Raw genomic sequence first — 17,615 nt, forward strand, 5'->3', positions numbered from 1 at the left:
TAAGTTGCATAGGTGTGGACCCACGATCACAGGGGTCCGCACACGGTCCGTGGAACCGCGGGCCTGACGAATCAACAGCGAACTTCGAGGTGCCTACCTTGGCTTTCCAGATGCCGGACCGCGGCGGAGGCCCGACGGGGCCACGGATCAGAGTGGGCCGCCCGTCCCGGCGGGTCCGGACCCTGCTCATGACACTGGGCGTCCTGGCCGTCCTCGGCATGGTCTTCACCATGTTCGCGGGCTTCTGGACCGACTGGTTGTGGTACCGCTCGGTCGACTACTCGTCCGTCTTCACGACGACCCTGTGGACCAAGATCGGTCTCTTCTTCGTCTTCGGTCTGCTGATGGCCCTGGCGGTCGGCTTCAACATCTGGCTGGCCCACCGCATGCGGCCGCCGCTGAGCGCCATGTCGATGGAGCAGCAGAACCTCGACCGGTACCGGATGGGCATCGCCCCGTACAAGAAGTGGCTGCTGCTCGGCATCACCGCGCTGGTCGGTCTGATCGCCGGCGCCTCGGCGTCGAGCCAGTGGCGGACCTGGCTGATGTGGGTCAACGGCGTGCCGTTCGACCAGAAGGACCCGCAGTTCAACCTCGACGTCTCCTTCTACGCCTTCGACCTGCCCTGGTACCGGTTCCTGCTCGGCTTCGGCTTCGCCGCCACGATCCTGGCGCTGATCGCCGCCGCGCTCACCCACTACCTGTACGGCGGGCTGCGCATCACCAGCCCCGGCGCGCGCGCCACGGCCGCGGCCACCGGGCACCTGTCGGTGCTGCTCGGCGTGTTCGTCACGCTGAAGGCGGTCGCGTACTGGCTCGACCGGTACGGACTCGCCGTGAAGTCCAGCGACTTCAAGGCGACCGACAGCTGGACGGGCCTGAGGTACGTCGACGCGAACGCCTACCTGCCGGCCAAGACGATCCTGTTCTGCATCGCCGTGATCTGCGCGCTGCTGTTCTTCGCCACCCTGTGGCGGCGCACCTGGCAGCTGCCCGTCATCGGTTTCGGCCTGATGGTGCTCTCGGCGATCCTCATCGGCGGCCTGTACCCGGCGATCGTGCAGAAGTTCCAGGTCCAGCCGAACGAGCAGGCCAAGGAAGCGCCGTACGTCGAGAAGAACCTCAAGGCCACGCGTGAGGCCTACGGCATCGACGACGCGCAGGTCAGCGAGTACCCGGGCACGCCCCAGACCGACGACAAGACCCGGCTCCGGGACGACGTCGCCGACGCGGCGAGCATCCGGATCATGGACCCGAACGTCGTCTCGCCGACGTTCCAGCAGCTCCAGCAGATCAGGAACTACTACGCGTTCCCGACCAACCTGGACGTCGACCGCTACACCAAGGACGGCAAGGACCAGGACACGGTCATCGGTCTGCGCGAGCTGAACTACGACGGCATCCCGAAGCGGAACTGGATCAACGACCACTTCCGCTACACCCACGGGTACGGTGTCGTCGCCGCGGAGGGCACCAGCGCCGACGCGGGCGGCCGCCCGGCGTTCATCGAGTCCGACCTGCCGTCCGAGGGCGAGCTGGGCGAGTACGAACAGCGCGTCTACTACGGCGAGCGGACGACGACGTACTCGATCGTCGGCGGTCCCCAGAAGGAGATCGACTACTCCGACGACAGCGGCGAGAAGACGTACAGCTACAAGGGCGACAGCGGGGTCAACCTCGCCAACCCGATCAACCGGGCCGCCTACGCGGTCGCGTTCAGCGAACCGCAGATCCTGTACTCCGGCGCGATCGGGGACGGTTCGCGGATCCTGTACAACCGCACGCCCAAGGAGCGCGTCGAGGCGATCGCCCCGTGGCTGACCATCGACGGCGACGCCTACCCGGCGGTCGTGGACGGCCGGATCCAGTGGATCGTCGACGCCTACACGACGACCAACGGCTATCCGTACGCCTCGCGGACGACCCTCGGCGACACCACGGCCGACTCGCTGACCGCCACCAACGACCAGCGCGCGGTGGTGGCCCAGCAGAACCAGGTCAACTACATCCGCAACTCGGTGAAGGCGACCGTCGACGCCTACAGCGGCGAGGTCAAGCTCTACCAGTGGGACACCCAGGACCCCGTCCTCAAGACGTGGATGAAGGCGTTCCCGGACACGGTGGAGCCGAGGAGCGAGATCTCGGGCGACCTGATGGCCCATCTGCGCTACCCGCAGGACCTGTTCAAGGTCCAGCGCGAGCTGCTGACCCGCTACCACGTGAAGGACGCCAACACGTTCCTCTCGGGCAGCGAGGTGTGGCAGGTGCCGGACGACCCGACGAACAAGACGGGCGAGACGGTGCCTCCGTACTACCTGAGCATGAAGATGCCGGACCAGCAGGATCAGGTCTTCTCGCTCACCACGACGTTCACTCCCAACGGACGTGACAACCTCAGCGCCTTCATGGCGGTGAACGCCGACCCGGGCACCCAGGACTACGGAAAGATCAGAGTCCTGAAGGTGCCGACCAGTACGACGGTGTCCGGGCCGAAACAGGTCCAGAGCCAGTTCAACTCCCAGCAGGACATCGCCGAGACGATCAGGCTGCTGAGAGGCGGCGACTCCGAGGTCGAGTACGGCAACCTCCTGACCGTCCCGCTCGACGGAGGACTGCTCTACGTGGAGCCGGTCTACGTACGCGGCGGTGGACTGAAGTACCCGCTGCTGCGCAAGGTGCTGGTGACCTACGGCGGTCAGACCGCGTTCGAGGACACGCTCGAGCAGGCGCTGGACAAGGTCTTCGGCGGACAGGGCACGCCCGTGGAGCCACCGGCGGACGAGGGCGAGGGAACCGGTGAGGAAGAGGGCACCGAGTCGCCGCCGCCCGCGGCCGAGAATCCCACGGTCCAGAAGGCCCTGGACGACGCCCAGAAGGCCTTCGAGGCCGGCCAGGAAGCCCTGAAGAACAACGACTGGGAGGCCTACGGCAAGGCGCAGAAGGACCTGGAGAACGCCCTCCGCGAGGCCGAGGAGGCCCAGTCGGCCGAAGGGGGTGGCGGCGCCGGCGGCGGGGAGAGCAGTCCCAGCCCCGACGCGAGCCCCAGCGGTTAGCGAGCAGGCTGGTCGAACGCTCCTCCCGCGCCGTGCTACGGTTGCAACACAACGGCGCGGGGTGGAGCAGCTCGGTAGCTCGCTGGGCTCATAACCCAGAGGTCGCAGGTTCAAATCCTGTCCCCGCTACTGAAGTCGCCGGTCGGCGACGGCAAAGGCCCGGATTCCTCACGGAGTCCGGGCCTTTGTGGTGTGCGAACGCATGTACCTGGTCCGTCGACGGCCGTGCCGCCGACGGGAGTTGGCCGATCTGTGTTTGACTTGTCTCTCTGTGGGCATGTCGACAAAACGCTGAAGTGACCTCACTGGCTGCGGTATACCAGGTGTACCCAGGTTGCAGGTGGTGCGACGATGGATGTTATGGGGGACAAGGCAACTCTGTTCGGGACAGGGCGTTTTGTGCAGTCCTCCCTCCGGGAGGAACCTCGCGACGGGGAGGCCGCCGACGAGGCGGCGGAAGAGCTGCGCCGGCGGCTCGCCGCCGAGGCCGGTGATGTCGAGGCGATGAGTGTCCTCGGCGCCATGCTGCTGCGTCGCGGCGACCTCGACGGAGCCGAACCCCATCTGCGTGCCGCCACCGCAGCCGGCGACCGCGCCGCCGCCAACAACCTGGGTGTCCTGCTGCACCAGCGGGGCTACCCGGACGAGGCCGCCGGCTGGTGGCGGATCGCCGCCGTCGCCGGCTCCACCGCGGCGGCGCACGCGCTCGGCCGCCACCACCGCGAGCGCGGTGACGAGCCCGCCGCCGAGTACTGGCTGCGCCAGTCCGCCGAGCAGGGCCACGCCCTCGGCGCCTACGCCCTGGCCGACCTGCTGGAACACCGCGGGGACGCGGAGGGGGCGGAACGCTGGATGCGGGCCGCCGCCGAGCGGGGGCACCGGGAAGGGGCGTACCGGCTGGCCCGCGCACTGGACCGCCGGGCCGCGCGGGAATCCGAGCAGGACGGCGCCGCCCTGGTCGAGGAGGCCGGGCAGTGGTACCGCCAGGCCGCGGCCCGCGGCCACCGCCGGGCCGCGCTGCACCTCGGGGCGATCCTGGAGAAGCGCGGCGAACTCAAGGAGGCCGGCCGCTGGTACCTGACCTCCGCCAAGGACGGTGAGGCCCGGGCCGCCTGTGCGCTCGGCTTCCTGCTGCGCGACGCCGGTGACACCGAGAACGCGGCCGTGTGGTGGCTGCGCGCCGCCCAGGACGGCGACGGCAACGCCGCCAACGCGCTGGGTGCGCTGCACGCCGAGCGGGGCGAGACCCAGACCGCCGAGCGCTGGTACCGGGCCGCGATGGACGCCGGTGACATCAACGGCGCCTACAACCTCGGGCTGCTCTGCGCCGACCAGGGCCGCACCGCCCCCGCCGAGCAGTGGTACCGCCGGGCCGCCTACGCCGGGCACCGTGAGGCGGCGAACGCGCTGGCGATCCTGCTGCTGCGGGCCGGGGACGAGACCGGCGCGGAGCCGTGGTTCTCCAAGGCCGCGGAGGCGGGCAGCGTGGACGCCGCCTTCAACCTGGGCATCCTGCACGCCGGCCGGGGCGAGGAGCGGGCGGCGCTGCGCTGGTACGAGCGGGCGGCTGCCGCCGGACACACGGAGGCGGCGCTCCAGGTCGGCATGGCGCGCCTGCGGGACGGCGAGGAGAGCGAGGCGGAGCGGTTCCTGCGGTGCGCGGCGGGCGGGGGCAGCGCGGAGGCCGCGTACCGGCTGGCGTCGGTGCTGGACGCCCGCCGGCCGCCGGAGCCCGCGCACGAGCTGGGGGAGCCGGTCCACCGGCGCAGCGAGTGCGAGGAGTGGTACGAGCGGGCGGCCTGCCAGGGGCACCGGCGGGCGCAGGTGCGGGTCGGCATGCTGGCGGCGGCGCGCGGCGACGTGGTCGAGGCGGCGCGGTGGTACCGGGAGGCGGCGGAGGCCGGGTCGCGGAACGGGGCGTTCAACCTGGGGCTGCTGCTGGCGCGGGAGGGGAGCGAGCCGGAGGCGGCGGTGTGGTGGACGCGGGCGGCGGACGCGGGACACGGGCGCGCGGCGTTGCGGCTCGCGCTGGTGTACGCGCGGCGGGGCGAGCTGGCGGAGGGGCAGCGGTGGGCGGACCGGGCGGCCGTGCTGGGGCCTCCGGCGGTTACGGAGCGGGCTGCTCGGTTGCGGGACGCCTTGCGGGAGGAGCTGTCGGCGTGAGGTGTCGTGGCTGGGCGGGGGTGTTGCGCAGCCCGGCGTGTGCGGGGTGCCTCCCCCAGAGGGGGTACCCCCAGCGCCCACCCGTGCCGCCCCAGCGCCCACCCGTGCCGCCCCAGCGCCCACCCGTGCCGCCCCACCGGCACGACTGCCCGCAGCCAGCGGGGAGCGATTTGCTTTTGTTCTTGGGGTTGACGTAACGTTGCATTCATCGACGCGGGGTGGAGCAGCTCGGTAGCTCGCTGGGCTCATAACCCAGAGGTCGCAGGTTCAAATCCTGTCCCCGCTACTGAAGGCCGAGGGCCGGAATCCCACAGGATTCCGGCCCTCGGTCATGAAGCGAACAGCCCCGCTTCGGAGGCGCTTACGCCGACGCGCAGTTCGGGCAGACGCCGCGGTAGGTGACCTCGACGTCGGAGACCGTGAAGCCGAACCGCTCCGTGTCGGGCAGGTCGGCCAGCGGGTTGCCGGTCGGGTGGACGTCACGGATCGCCCCGCACCGCGCGCACACCAGGTGGTGGTGGGGACGGTGGGCGTTGGGGTCGTAGCGCTTGGCCCGCTTGTCGGTCGCGACCTCGACCACCTCACCGAGCGAGACCAGCTCGCCCAGGGTGTTGTAGACGGTCGCCCGGGAGATCTCGGGCAGCTTGGCGACGGCCCTGGCGTGCACCTCGTCGGCCGTCAGATGGACGTGTTCACCGTCGAGGACCTCGGCCACGACACGGCGCTGTGCGGTCATCCGCCATCCACGTCCACGGAGCCGTTCCAGAAGGTCACTCATGGGCACCAGCCTAACAGCAGGGGGATCGGGCCCCGAATGGGTGTGACTTTGGAGCCTCGCTTGACTTAGACATTGTCCATTGTAGGATCGAGTTCGGCTTTGGCCAAGCGTCCAGCGATCTCCCTCCGGGACGCGACCGACTTCGGCAAGCGGCTGGAGGCCGCGGTCAAGGCCCTGCGCGGCCGATTCCAGCGCTGGACCGCTTGTCGAACGCAACGGGCCGGACTCCCCTCGGGGGTCCGGCCCGTTCTCCATGCCGCTACACCGGGACCTGCTGGGCCCCCTGCCGTTCCGGTGCCCAGCAGCGGATGATGTCGCGGACCGAGACGATGCCGGCGGGTCCGCCGCGGTCGAGGACGATCAGATGGCGGAAACCGCCGCGGGTCATGGCGGTGGCCGCCTCCTCCAGGGTCCAGGACGGGGTGGCGAAGACGACGTCGGTGGTGGTGTGGGCGTGGGCGCGCTCGGTGTCCGGGTCCTGGCCCAGGCCGAGCGAGTTGAGGATGTCGCGCTCGGTCAGGATGCCGATGCCGGTGCCGTCGGGGTCGTGGACGACGGCCGCGCCCACCCTGCGGGTGGACATGAGGGTGGCGGCCTGGCGGAGTGTGTGGGCGGGGCCGATGGTGAGGACCACGGTGCTCATGGCGTCACGGACGAGCATGGATGGAGCCACCTCCTACCGGAAAACACGACGTCACGGGCGGGGGAGCCCGCTCGTTCGGGTTTTCACAAGTTCACAAGTGGGGGGACTCCCAGAGTGGCAGGCACAACGGGGGTCAACAAGAGGGCGCGTACGCCGGCTTGCGGAGGCTCGGCGGCGCTCCCCTTCTCAGTAGCGCTGGTTGAGATACCCCAGCAGCTCGTCGTGGAGCAGCCCGTTCGACGCCGCCGCGTTGCCGCTGTGCGGGCCGGGGCGGCCGTCGAGGCCCGTGAAGGAGCCGCCGGCCTCCGTGACGACGACCGCGGTGGCCGCCATGTCCCAGAGCGACAGCTCCGGTTCGGCGCACAGGTCGACCGACCCCTCGGCGACCATCATGTACGGCCAGAAGTCGCCGTACGCGCGGGTGCGCCACACCTCGCGCGTGAGGTCGAGGAAGCCGTCCAGCCGTCCCTGCTCCTCCCAGCCGCTCAGCGAGGAGTACGCGAACGAGGCGTCGGAGAGCCTGGAGACGCGGGACACCTGCAGCCGGGAGGCCGACGACAGGCTGCGGCCGGCGAAGGCGCCGTGCCCCCGGGCGGCCCACCAGCGGCGGCCCAGCGCGGGTGCGGACACCACCCCCACGACCGGCTGGAATCCGCCCTCGCCCGCCTCCATCAGGGAGATCAGCGTGGCCCAGACGGGCACCCCGCGGACGTAGTTCTTGGTGCCGTCGATGGGATCGATCACCCAGCGCCGCGGCCCCGTGCCCTCGACGCCGTACTCCTCACCCAGGACCGCGTCCCTCGGGCGGGCGCGCTGGAGATGGCCCCGGATGAGCTCCTCCGCCGCCTTGTCCGCCTCGCTCACCGGCGTCATGTCCGGTTTGGTCTCCACCTTGAGGTCGAGGGCCTTGAACCGGTCCATCGTCGCGGCGTCGGCGGCATCCGCGAGGACATGGGCGAGACGCAGGTCGTCGAGGTAGTCGGGCATGCAACGAACGGTATCCGCCGAGGTCGGTGCGGGGCTACCGGGGGCCGGGTCCGGGACCCCTTGACAGTGCCCGACGGCGCGTCAAATCTGAACCGCAGGACCGGCCGCTCGCCCCGAGGGAGGCGAAGATGCCTGCAGCGCGGGAATCTCTGCTCGACGCCGCGTACACGGCACTGGCGCGCCGGTCGTGGTCCGCCGTGCGGATGGTGGACGTGGCCGCCGCGGCGGGAGTCTCCCGGCAGACGCTCTACAACGAGTTCGGCAGCAAGGACGGCCTCGCCCGCGCCCTGGTCCGCAGGGAGGCCGACGGCTACCTCGCCGGCGTCGACCGCGCCCTCACCGGCCCCGCCGACCCGCGCGACCGGCTGACCGCGACCGCCGAGTGGACCGTCTCCAGCGCCCGCGGCAACGCCCTCGTCCGCGCCATGCTCACCGGATGCTGGGGCGAACGCCTGCCCGCGCCGGCCCTGGCGTCCGTGCCGTCCCGCTCCACCGTGCCCGCCCAGCGCCGCGCCGACGGCCCGCTGCCCTCACCCGCCGACCTCGTCGCCCTCGTCCGGGACCGCGCCGTCACCGCCCTGGCCGGCTCCGCCGCGCCCAGGAGCGACACCGCCGATCTCGCCCGCTCCTGCGAGCTCGTGGTCCGCCTCGCCCTGTCCTGCGTCGCCGCGCCACCGGCCGGCAACGGTGTCGCCGACCTGGTACGCGCCGCCCTGCACCGGCAGCCGGTGCCGTGAGAACCCCGGACCTCAGTGCGCCGACCCCGAGAGCTGGAGTCCGATCACGCCGACGATCACCAGCGTGATCGACACGATCTTCAGCGTGGAGACCAGGTCCCCCAGGAACACCATCCCGTAAATGGCCGTCCCCGCGGCCCCGATGCCCGTCCACACCGCGTACGCGGGACCCACGTCCAGCTTCTTCAGCGCCATGGTCAGCAGCCCGAAGCTGCCCAGCGCGAACGCGCAGAACGCGACGGTCGGCCACAGCCGCGTGAAGCCGTGCGACAGCTTCAGACACACGGCGAATCCGGTCTCGAGCAACCCGGCCACGATGACCAGCAGCCACGCCATGTGTCGTCCTCCCGCATTCCCACGCACGGTGACCGCTTCGCCAGGTTCGGCAGGTTCGGGTCCGGCTCGGTGCGATTATGCACTTACCGTCCGCACGGCCCGGCAAACACGCGAAGGTCAGTCGCCTTCGGTCCGCTCACGCGTGGCCAGCAGCCGCCGCAGCGAGTACAGCCGCGCCTGATCCGCGTGCCCCTCGGCCACCCAGGCGTCCAGCGCGCAGTCCGGCTCGTCGTGACTGCACGCGCGGGGACAGCCCTCGGTGCCCGGTTCCAGATCGGGGAAGGCGTGGATCACCCGGGACGGGTCGACATGGGCGAGCCCGAAGGAACGCACCCCCGGAGTGTCGATCACCCAGCCCTCGACGCCCGACAGCGGCAGTGCCAGCGCGGAGGTCGTGGTGTGCCGCCCCCGCCCCGTCACCGCGTTGACATGACCGGTCGTACGGCGCCGGTCCTCCGGTACCAGCGCGTTCACCAGCGTCGTCTTGCCGACCCCGGAGTGCCCCACGAACGCCGTGATCCGGCCGTCCAGCTGCTCGCGCACCCGGTCCGCCGCCGCACCGCTCTCCAGCTCCGCACGGCTGGTGACGACGTACGGGATGTCCAGGTCGCCGTACAGCTCCAGCAGCTTGTCGGCGGGCGCGAGGTCCGACTTGGTCAGCACCAGCAGCGGCTCCAGACCGCCGTCGTACGCCGCGACCAGACAGCGGTCGATCAGCCGCGGCCGGGGCTCGGGATCGGCGAGGGCGGTGACGACGGCGAGCTGGTCGGCGTTGGCCACGACCACCCGCTCGTACGGATCGTCGTCGTCCGCGGTACGGCGCAGCACCGACGTGCGCTCCTCGATCCGCACGATCCGCGCGAGCGTGTCCTTCCTTCCCGACAGGTCGCCCACGATCGCCACCCGGTCACCGACCACCGCCGCCTTGCGGCCCAGCTCACGCGCCTTCATCGCGATCACGGTCCGGTCCTCGACCAGGCAGGTCAGCCGGCCCCGGTCGACGGTGAGGACCAGCCCCTCGGCGGCGTCCTCGTGCTTGGGCCGGATGTGGGTGCGCGGCCGGTTGCCCTTGCGGTGGGGACGCGAGCGGATGTCGTCCTCGTCGGTGTGCTTGCCGTAGCGGCGCATGGCGGACCCCTACGCCCCGAGCATCCCGGTCCACAGGTCGGGGAAGTCCGGCAGGGTCTTCGCCGTCGTCGCCACGTTCTCGATCTGCACGCCGTCGACCGCGAGGCCGATGACGGCGCCGGCGGTGGCCATGCGGTGGTCCTCGTAGGTGTGGAAGACTCCGCCGTGCAGCCGGCGCGGGCGGATGTGCAGACCGTCGGCGGTTTCGGTGACGTCGCCGCCCAGTTCGTTGATCTCCTTGGTGAGCGCGGCCAGCCGGTCCGTCTCGTGCAGCCGCAGATGCGCCACACCGCGCAGCGTGGACGGGGAGTCGGCGAGGGCCGCCACGGCCGCGATGCCCGGCGTCAGCTCGCCGACCTCACTGAGATCCACGTCGATGCCGTGGACCGACCCGGAGCCGGTGAACACCAGTCCGTACTCGGTCAGCTCGCAGGAACCGCCCATCTCGGTGAAGATCTCCCGCAGCCTGTCACCGGGCTGGGTGGTGCGCTCCGGCCAGTCCGGGACGATCACCTTGCCGCCGGTCACCAGCGCCGCCGCCAGGAACGGCTGGGCGTTGGACAGGTCCGGCTCCACGGTCAGGTCCCGGCCGAGCAGGGCGCCCGGGGTCACCCGCCACACGTCGGGCTCGCCGCCCGACTCCGGGGTGTCCACCTGGGCGCCCACCGCGCGGAGCATGTCGACGGTCATCCGGATGTGTGGCAGGGACGGCAGCGTCGAGCCGGTGTGCCGGACCTCCACGCCCTGGTTGAAACGCGGCGCGGACAGCAGCAGGGCGCTGACGAACTGGGACGACGAGGAGGCGTCCACCTCCACGGTGCCGCCGTCCAGGGCGCCGCCGCCGTGCACCGTCATCGGCAGCGCGCCGCGGTCGTCGTCGTCGATACGGGCACCCAGCCGGCGCAGCGCGTCGATGACCCCGTTCAGGGGACGCTCGTACGACCGCGGGTCGCCGTCGAAGCGGACCGGGCCGTCGGCCAGCGTGGCGACCGGGGGCAGGAACCGCATCACCGTGCCGGCGTTGCCGACGTCGACGGTGGCCGGGCCGTGCAGGCCCGTCGGGAGCACCCGCCAGGCCTCGCCCGTGCCGTCGGGTCCGACGCCCTCCTCGATCTCCACGCCCATGGCGCGCAGGGCGCCCGCCATCAGCAGCGTGTCGCGGGAGCGCAGCGGGCGGCGCAGCCAGCCCGGCTCGGAGGCGAGGGCGGCGAGCACGAGGGCACGGTTGGTCACCGACTTGGACCCGGGCACGTGGACCGTCGCGTCGACGGCTCCGCTTGCGTACGGGGCGTGCCAGAGGGCGGTGTGCGTGGGGTTCGGGGCCATGGGGCCACTCTATAAGGAGGGGCGTGACAGGGCCGTTCGTCACCCGCGTCCGCGGCGGCCGGCCCGCGCGGCCGACGCCCGCGTGTGCGGTCGGCGTCACAGCCCCAGCAGCCACCTGCCCCCGCCCAGCAGCGAGCACAGCGACACCGCGTGGAACAGGAAGAGCCACAGCCCCGCCGGTACGTGCGTCAGCCGGGACAACTGGTCGGCGTCCGAGTCCCCCGCGCCCCCGCGCGCCCGCTTGGCCTGGAGCTCGAAGGCCGGACGCACCCCGCCGAGCAGCAGGAACCACACCACCGCGTACGCGAACGCCGCCTGCACCTGGGGCCCGGTCAGCCACGACACCAGCACGAACGTGCCGCCCGTGACCAGCACCGACACCGCCCCGTAGGCATTGCGGATCATCACCAGCATCGCCACCAGCAGCGCCGTCGCCAGCCACAGCAGCAGCGTGATGCGCCCGTCACCGAGCAGGGCGGCGCCGCCCAGGCCGAGCAGCGGGGGAGCGGTGTAGCCGGCGGCGGCGGTGAGGATCATGCCGATGCCGTGCGGTTTGCCGCGGCTGACCGTCAGGCCGCTGGTGTCCGAGTGCAGCCGTATCCCCGTCAGCGTGCGGCCGGTGAGCAGCGCCACCAGACCGTGCCCGCCCTCGTGCGCGATGGTGATGGCGTTGCGGGACACCCGCCACAGCCCGGGGGGCACGACCACGGCGGCCGCGACGACCAGAGTGGCCACCACGACCCACACATCGGGGTCGGGCTGGGTGCCGGACACCTCGTCCCAGAGGGAGCCGAGCGACGCGGACGCGGTGCTGACCATGCTTTCCATGTGTTTCGGATCGCTCCCTGTGTGCGTACGGAGTCTGGCAGTGTTGCACGTATGTGCGGACGGTATGCAGCGAGTCGCAGGCCCGAGGATCTCGCAGGAATCTTCGAGATCGAGACGTGGGAGCCGGAGGAGACCCTGGAGCCCGATTTCAACGTGGCGCCGACCAAGGAGGTCTACGCCGTTCTCGACCGTGCCCTCAAAGACGTGCCGGACCCGCGCCCGGTTCGGCAGCTGCGCAAGCTGAAGTGGGGACTGGTGCCCTCCTGGTCGAAGACCCCCGAGGGCGCCGCCCGGATGATCAACGCCCGCGCGGAGACCGTCCACGAGAAGCCGTCCTACCGCCGGGCCTTCTCGACCCGGCGCTGCATCCTGCCCGCCGACGGCTACTACGAGTGGGTCACCGGCAAGCAGGAGCGGGAGCTGGAGGTCGAGGGCAGGAAGAAGCGGCCCCGCAAGCAGCCCTACTTCGTGACACCGGCCGACGGCTCCGTCTTCGCCATGGCCGGGCTGTACGAGTTCTGGCGCGACCGGACGCTGCCCGACGACCACCCCCAGGCCTGGTGGGTGACGTGCTCGGTCATCACCACGGAGGCGGAGAGCAGCCCGCTCGCCGTCTCCCCGGAGGACGGCCCGCACGCCCTCGCCGAGATCCACCCGCGCATGCCGCTGATGCTCACCCCCGACCGCTGGGACGCCTGGCTGGACCCCGCCCGCACCGACGTCGACGAGCTGCGCGAGCTGCTCGCCCCGCCGCCCGCCGGCCTGATGCGCGCCTACCCGGTCGCCACGGCGGTCAGCAACGTCCGCAACAACGGACCGGAGCTGCTGAAGGAGCTGGCCGCGCCCGAAGAGGGCACACTCTTCTGACGTGACCCCCCACACGCCAGACATGACTGACACGCCAGACACGACAGACACGCCAGGCACGCCCGTCACGGCCGAGACCGTCGAGACGGAGGCGGGCACCGCCCGCGTCACCTGGCACCGTGCCCACGGCCGCGCCCGCCTCGTCCTCGCGGTGAGCCACGGCGCCGGCGGCGGCATCGAGGCCCGGGACCTGAGGGCGCTCGCCGCCGCGCTGCCCGCGCACGGAGTGAGCGTCGCCCTCGTCGAGCAGCCCTGGCGGGTGGCCGGCAAGAAGGTGGCCCCCGCGCCGAAGACCCTGGACACCGGCTGGCGCGGCATCTGGCCCGCGCTGGCGGAACCGGGCCTGCCGGTGATCTCGGCGGGGCGCAGCGCCGGCGCCCGCGTCGCCTGCCGCACCGCTGCGGAACTCGGCGCCCGCGCGGTGCTCGCCCTGAGCTTCCCCCTGCACCCCCCGGGCAGGCCCGAGAAGTCCCGCGCCGACGAGCTGCTGGGCGCGGGCGTGCCCACCCTCGTCGTCCAGGGCGGCAACGACCCGTTCGGCAGGCCCGGGGAGTTCCCCGAGGGGGCCTACGAACTCGTGGAGGTCCCGCACGCCGATCACGGCCTCGCCGTGCCCAAGCGGGCGGACATCAGCCAGGACCGGGCCCTGGCGGTCGTCACCGGCGCCGTCGTGCGGTGGACCGGCACGCTCCGCTGAGACGTGCGCCGGGAATGCCCCGGCGGCTCCGGCTGTTGGGACGGTCGTACGTGCCGGTGACGGCACCACCGTCGTAGGAGAGGAAGTCCGCCGCATGGGTTCCACCTTGTGCCCGCGCCCCAGTGCTCGCGCCGACCTGGACTGGACGGTGCTGCACGCGGCGAAGACCGCCCCTGTTCGGGCGGCGGGCGGACCGGATCGTCGTCTATCCTCCGATTCGGGTGAGACCGGCTTCGGTCTCACGACGACACTGGAGGAGGTGGGTCCGGTTCCCGGTACCGACGCAGGGACCGAACACGGCCAGGCGGAGCGGCCCGAAGGCGGGGGCGGCAGAGCGGAGTCGGCCGAGGAGCGCAGTGCGCGCTTCGAGCGGGACGCGCTCGAGTTCCTCGACCAGATGTACTCGGCCGCACTGCGCATGACGCGCAACCCGGCCGACGCGGAGGACCTGGTCCAGGAGACGTACGCCAAGGCGTACGCGTCCTTCCACCAGTTCCGCGAAGGCACCAACCTCAAGGCGTGGCTGTACCGGATCCTCACCAACACCTTCATCAACTCCTACCGCAAGAAGCAGCGTGAACCGCAGCGCAGCGCGGCCGAGGAGATCGAGGACTGGCAGCTCGCGCGTGCCGAGTCGCACATGTCGACGGGACTGCGCTCCGCCGAGTCGCAGGCGCTGGACCACCTGCCCGACTCGGACGTCAAGGAAGCGCTTCAGGCGATCCCCGAGGAGTTCCGCATCGCGGTGTACCTCGCCGATGTCGAGGGCTTTGCCTACAAGGAGATCGCCGACATCATGGGGACACCCATCGGTACGGTGATGTCCCGGCTGCACCGGGGGCGCCGCCAGCTGCGCGGCATGCTCGAGGACTACGCGCGTGAGCGCGGACTGGTCCCGGCGGGTGCCGGGGAGTCGAACGAAGCGAAAGGCTCGGGGTCATGAGCTGCGGAGAGCCGCACGAGACGGATTGCAGCGAAATCCTCGATCATCTCTACGAGTTCCTCGACCGTGAGATGCCGGACTCGGACTGCGCGAAGTTCGAGCACCACTTCGAGGAATGCTCGCCCTGCCTGGAGAAGTACGGGCTCGAGCAGGCGGTGAAGAAGCTGGTCAAGCGCTGCTGCGGGCAGGACGACGTGCCCGGCGACCTGCGTTCCAAGGTCATGGGCCGGATCGACCTGATCCGCTCCGGCCAGGCCGTCCCCGACCAGGACGTCACGGCCACCCCGCAGGAGTCCTGACCTCCCGCCGCACCCCGGCCCCCGTGTCACTCGTACGTGCTAATCCGCGGGCTGTCCGCCCGTGGAGGCAGCCCCCGCCGCCCTAGGCTCCTGAGCCTGGCGGACGGCAGGCCGAGACGGGGCGGGCACGGTCGGGGAGGGGCTCATGGAGGCGTTACCGGCACGGGCCCGCGCGTATGTCGCCGGTGTGACCCTGTCGGCCCTGCTCTGTCTGCCGCCCCTCCCGGCGCTCCCGTCACCGGGACTCCCGCCGGACGCCCCGATCCCCTGGACGCCGGTCCTCCTGCTCGCCGCGCTGTACGCCGGGTGCGAGCGTCTCGCCCGGTCGCGCCTCGTCCCCGCCCCGTACCCGGGCGGCATCTTCCACCCCGTGCTGCTGGCCGGGGCCTTCCTGCTGCCGCCGCAGGCCGCGGCGCTCGTCGCGCTGCCCGGGGCGCTGCTGCTCCCCGTGGACCAGCGGCCGTACCCGGTGCGCAGGCTCTGGCGGGCCGGTCGGCTGGTGCTCGCCGTGGCCGCCGCGAGCCGGGCCCACCTGGCGGCCGGGGGCCGCGACGCCGTGGCGGACTGCGACGTACCGGGCGCGCTCGCGGCGGCCGGGGCCGCGGTCGTGGCGTTCTGCCTGGTGCTCACCCTGCTCGACGGCGTCCCGGGGCCGGCGGTCGGCGGCAGCCCGCGCGGACGGCTCGGGGCGGTGCCCGCCGCATGGTGGCGGCGGTTTGCGAGGTCGCTGGCACCGCTCGCCGTGCACGGTCTCGCCGGGCTGATGATGGCCCTGCTGTGGCGCAGCGCGTACGGCCCCGTGGCGGCGCTGTTCGTGCTGCTGCCCATGGGCGTCTCGTGGTGGGCATTCGCCCAGTACCACCGCGAGCGGGCCGCCCATCGGGCCACGATCCGCGCGCTCGTCCAGGCCGTCGACATCAAGGACGGCTACACGCGCGGGCACAGCGAACGCGTCGGACGTGCCTCCATGATGATCGCGCGCGAACTCGGCCTGGACGACGAACGCGTCGAGGTGCTGCGCTTCGCGGGCATCCTGCACGACGTCGGCAAACTCGGCGTGCCCACCCGGCTGCTCACCAAGGACGGCCCGCTGACCCCCGAGGAACGCCGGGTGATCGAACTGCACCCCGAGTACGGGCACGAGATGGTCCGGGGCATCTCCTTCCTCGGCGAGGCCCGCGCGGCGGTGCTGCACCACCACGAGCGCCTCGACGGCTCCGGCTACCCCTACGGGCTGGCGGGCGGTCAGATCCCCGAGTCCGCCCGGGTCGTGGCCGTCGCCGACGCCTTCGACGCGATGACCTCCACCCGCTCCTACAGCAGGGCGCGACCCGTGCCGGTCGCGCTGGAGGAACTCCGCCGCTGCGCGGGCAGCCACTTCGACCCGCGCATGGTGGGCGCGCTGGTACGGGCGATCGGCCGGACGGGATGGCATCCCGCGGTGACCGCCGACGAGGCCCGCGCCACCGCCGTGCCCGGCCCCGCCGCCCCGGTCACCGACCGGCCGGGGGCGCACCGGTGAGGCCCCGCCTGCACACCGCCGTGCACGCCCTCGCCGCCCTCCTCGCCGCCGCCGCCCTCGCCGGCACCCTCCGCGACGGCGTCGGGGAACGGGGCGCCGCCCTGGCCTTCGGGGTGCTCGTCACCGTCGGCGAAGTCACCCGGCGCGGCGGGACCCGGATTCGGGAGGCCGCCCCGCTCGCCGCCGCCGGATCGCTGTCGTACGCGCTGCTCGGGGAGATCGCCGGTCGCCCCGCCCACCACGGCGCCGCCCAGGTCGTCACCGTGGTGCTCGCCGCGACCCTGCTCGGCAGCGTCCCGCGGGTCGGGCGCGGCGACGGACCCACCCTCGACACGGCGGCCCGCCGGGTGCTGACCGTCGGTTGCGTCGCCGTGTGCTTCCAGCCCCTCTCCGCGCGGGGCGTGTTCGACGACTGGGGCGGGCCCGCGCAGGCGCTGCTGCTGCTCGCCCTGCTGTCCCTCACCGCCCTGTGCGACGCCGTGCTCGCCGCCGCGCTCGCCCACTCCCGCACCGGCTGGCCCTTCCCGCCGCTGCTGCGCGACGAACTGCGGGCCGTCCCCGGCATCGGCGCCGCCGTCATCGCCACCGGCGCGGTGATGGCCCTCGGCGTCGCGGTCGTCGGGCTGTGGGCGCTGCCCGTCTTCTCCGTGCCCCTGCTGCTCGCCCAGCTGTCCTACCGGCGGTACGCGGCCGTGCGCGCCACCTACCGGCAGACCATCGCCTCCCTCGCGCGGGCCACCGAGATCGCCGGGTACACCCCCGCCGGGCACGCCCGCCGGGTCGCCGCGCTCAGCCAGGCGGTGGGCCGGGACCTCGGACTGACCGAACCGGAGCTGACCGTCCTGGAGTACGCGGCCCTGATGCACGACATCGGCCAGCTCAGCCTCGTCGACCCGGTCCCCGCCGGAGCCACCGCCGTCCTGCCGGTCACCGAACAGCGGCGGATCGCACTGCTCGGCGGCGCGGTCGTACGCCGGACCGGGGTCGATCCCCGGGTGGCCCGGATCGTCGAACGCCAGGCCGATCCGCACGGGGAGCAGCCGCTCGCCGCGCGGATCGTGCGGGCGGTGAACGCGTACGAGGAGAAGTCCAGGGAAGGAGGTCCCGGCGGGCCGCTGACCGCGCTGGAGGAACTGCGGCTCGCTGCCGCCGGGGAGTACGCGCCGGAGGTCGTCGAAGCACTGGCCCGGGTCCTGTCACGGAATGCGGAGGAGGCGCGTGAGTACCCGGAAAGCCCGCGGTGACAGCCGCGAACAGGGCTGTCTGACCCCGTACGAGGCTGGGTAACCCATGGGTAATGAGCGTCCT

Annotated in this window: 16 protein-coding genes and 2 tRNA genes; 11 read left to right on the plus strand and 7 right to left on the minus strand. The window is 72.2% G+C overall.

Going from position 1 to position 17,615, the window contains the following annotated elements:
* The first annotated feature begins 110 nt into the window (after window positions 1–110).
* The 4 genes from ACZ434_RS14725 to ACZ434_RS14740 all read left to right on the plus strand — a co-directional run bounded on the left by ACZ434_RS14725 (window position 111) and on the right by ACZ434_RS14740 (window position 5,502).
* Window positions 111–3,053 carry a UPF0182 family membrane protein gene (locus tag ACZ434_RS14725; protein WP_468455894.1) on the plus strand — a complete coding sequence of 981 codons (2,943 nt, stop codon included), beginning with the start codon at window positions 111–113 and terminating at the stop codon, window positions 3,051–3,053.
* A gap of 55 nt (window positions 3,054–3,108) precedes the next feature.
* Window positions 3,109–3,182 (plus strand) — tRNA-Met (locus ACZ434_RS14730).
* Window positions 3,183–3,404: 222 nt separating this feature from the next.
* Window positions 3,405–5,216 (plus strand): tetratricopeptide repeat protein, encoded by a 1,812-nt coding sequence (locus ACZ434_RS14735; RefSeq protein ID WP_468455553.1) that lies wholly within the window; start codon window positions 3,405–3,407, stop codon window positions 5,214–5,216.
* Between the two features lie 212 nt (window positions 5,217–5,428).
* Window positions 5,429–5,502, plus strand: a tRNA-Met gene (locus ACZ434_RS14740).
* A 75-nt stretch (window positions 5,503–5,577) separates the two neighbouring features.
* Here the strand turns inward: ACZ434_RS14740 and ACZ434_RS14745 are convergent.
* The 3 genes from ACZ434_RS14745 to hisN all read right to left on the minus strand — a co-directional run bounded on the left by ACZ434_RS14745 (window position 5,578) and on the right by hisN (window position 7,624).
* Complete coding sequence (locus ACZ434_RS14745; RefSeq protein WP_468455555.1) at window positions 5,578–5,994, minus strand: Fur family transcriptional regulator; 417 nt, start codon at window positions 5,992–5,994, stop codon at window positions 5,578–5,580.
* A 259-nt stretch (window positions 5,995–6,253) separates the two neighbouring features.
* Window positions 6,254–6,655, minus strand: coding sequence for a CBS domain-containing protein (locus ACZ434_RS14750; protein WP_468455557.1), 402 nt, complete (start codon window positions 6,653–6,655; stop codon window positions 6,254–6,256).
* Window positions 6,656–6,823: 168 nt separating this feature from the next.
* A complete protein-coding gene (hisN, locus tag ACZ434_RS14755; protein WP_468455560.1) occupies window positions 6,824–7,624 on the minus strand; it encodes a histidinol-phosphatase in 801 nt (266 codons plus the stop codon).
* 128 nt (window positions 7,625–7,752) lie between these two features.
* On the opposite strand from hisN, the gene ACZ434_RS14760 reads away from it, so the two are divergent.
* Window positions 7,753–8,361, plus strand: coding sequence for a TetR/AcrR family transcriptional regulator (locus tag ACZ434_RS14760; protein ID WP_468455562.1), 609 nt, complete (start codon window positions 7,753–7,755; stop codon window positions 8,359–8,361).
* 12 nt (window positions 8,362–8,373) lie between these two features.
* Here the strand turns inward: ACZ434_RS14760 and ACZ434_RS14765 are convergent, their stop codons facing one another.
* The 4 genes from ACZ434_RS14765 to ACZ434_RS14780 all read right to left on the minus strand — a co-directional run bounded on the left by ACZ434_RS14765 (window position 8,374) and on the right by ACZ434_RS14780 (window position 11,970).
* Window positions 8,374–8,697, minus strand: coding sequence for a DMT family transporter (locus ACZ434_RS14765; protein WP_189559290.1), 324 nt, complete (start codon window positions 8,695–8,697; stop codon window positions 8,374–8,376).
* 117 nt (window positions 8,698–8,814) lie between these two features.
* On the minus strand, window positions 8,815–9,825 hold the full coding sequence (gene rsgA, locus ACZ434_RS14770) for a ribosome small subunit-dependent GTPase A (RefSeq protein WP_468455565.1): 1,011 nt from the start codon (window positions 9,823–9,825) through the stop codon (window positions 8,815–8,817).
* Between the two features lie 9 nt (window positions 9,826–9,834).
* Window positions 9,835–11,151, minus strand: a complete 1,317-nt coding sequence (gene aroA, locus ACZ434_RS14775; RefSeq protein ID WP_468455567.1) for a 3-phosphoshikimate 1-carboxyvinyltransferase — start codon at window positions 11,149–11,151, stop codon at window positions 9,835–9,837.
* Between the two features lie 96 nt (window positions 11,152–11,247).
* Window positions 11,248–11,970 (minus strand): M50 family metallopeptidase, encoded by a 723-nt coding sequence (locus tag ACZ434_RS14780; protein ID WP_468455897.1) that lies wholly within the window; start codon window positions 11,968–11,970, stop codon window positions 11,248–11,250.
* A 60-nt stretch (window positions 11,971–12,030) separates the two neighbouring features.
* On the opposite strand from ACZ434_RS14780, the gene ACZ434_RS14785 reads away from it, so the two are divergent.
* From ACZ434_RS14785 to ACZ434_RS14810, 6 genes are all read left to right on the plus strand, one after another.
* Window positions 12,031–12,846: an SOS response-associated peptidase gene (locus ACZ434_RS14785; RefSeq protein ID WP_468455569.1), complete on the plus strand. Its 816-nt coding sequence runs from the start codon at window positions 12,031–12,033 to the stop codon at window positions 12,844–12,846.
* 22 nt (window positions 12,847–12,868) lie between these two features.
* Window positions 12,869–13,543 carry an alpha/beta hydrolase family protein gene (locus ACZ434_RS14790; protein WP_468455571.1) on the plus strand — a complete coding sequence of 225 codons (675 nt, stop codon included), beginning with the start codon at window positions 12,869–12,871 and terminating at the stop codon, window positions 13,541–13,543.
* Between the two features lie 259 nt (window positions 13,544–13,802).
* Window positions 13,803–14,486: an RNA polymerase sigma factor SigR gene (sigR, locus tag ACZ434_RS14795; RefSeq protein ID WP_468455899.1), complete on the plus strand. Its 684-nt coding sequence runs from the start codon at window positions 13,803–13,805 to the stop codon at window positions 14,484–14,486.
* Window positions 14,483–14,785, plus strand: a complete 303-nt coding sequence (gene rsrA, locus ACZ434_RS14800; protein ID WP_468455573.1) for a mycothiol system anti-sigma-R factor — start codon at window positions 14,483–14,485, stop codon at window positions 14,783–14,785. The genes sigR and rsrA overlap by 4 nt, the downstream gene beginning before the upstream one ends.
* 145 nt (window positions 14,786–14,930) lie before the next feature.
* Window positions 14,931–16,307 carry an HD-GYP domain-containing protein gene (locus ACZ434_RS14805; protein WP_468455575.1) on the plus strand — a complete coding sequence of 459 codons (1,377 nt, stop codon included), beginning with the start codon at window positions 14,931–14,933 and terminating at the stop codon, window positions 16,305–16,307.
* A complete protein-coding gene (locus tag ACZ434_RS14810) occupies window positions 16,214–17,551 on the plus strand; it encodes an HD-GYP domain-containing protein (protein ID WP_468455577.1) in 1,338 nt (445 codons plus the stop codon). Before ACZ434_RS14805 ends, ACZ434_RS14810 begins: the two co-directional genes overlap by 94 nt.
* Window positions 17,552–17,615: the final 64 nt, after the last annotated feature.

This window comes from Streptomyces sp. NPDC030893 (assembly GCF_055571535.1).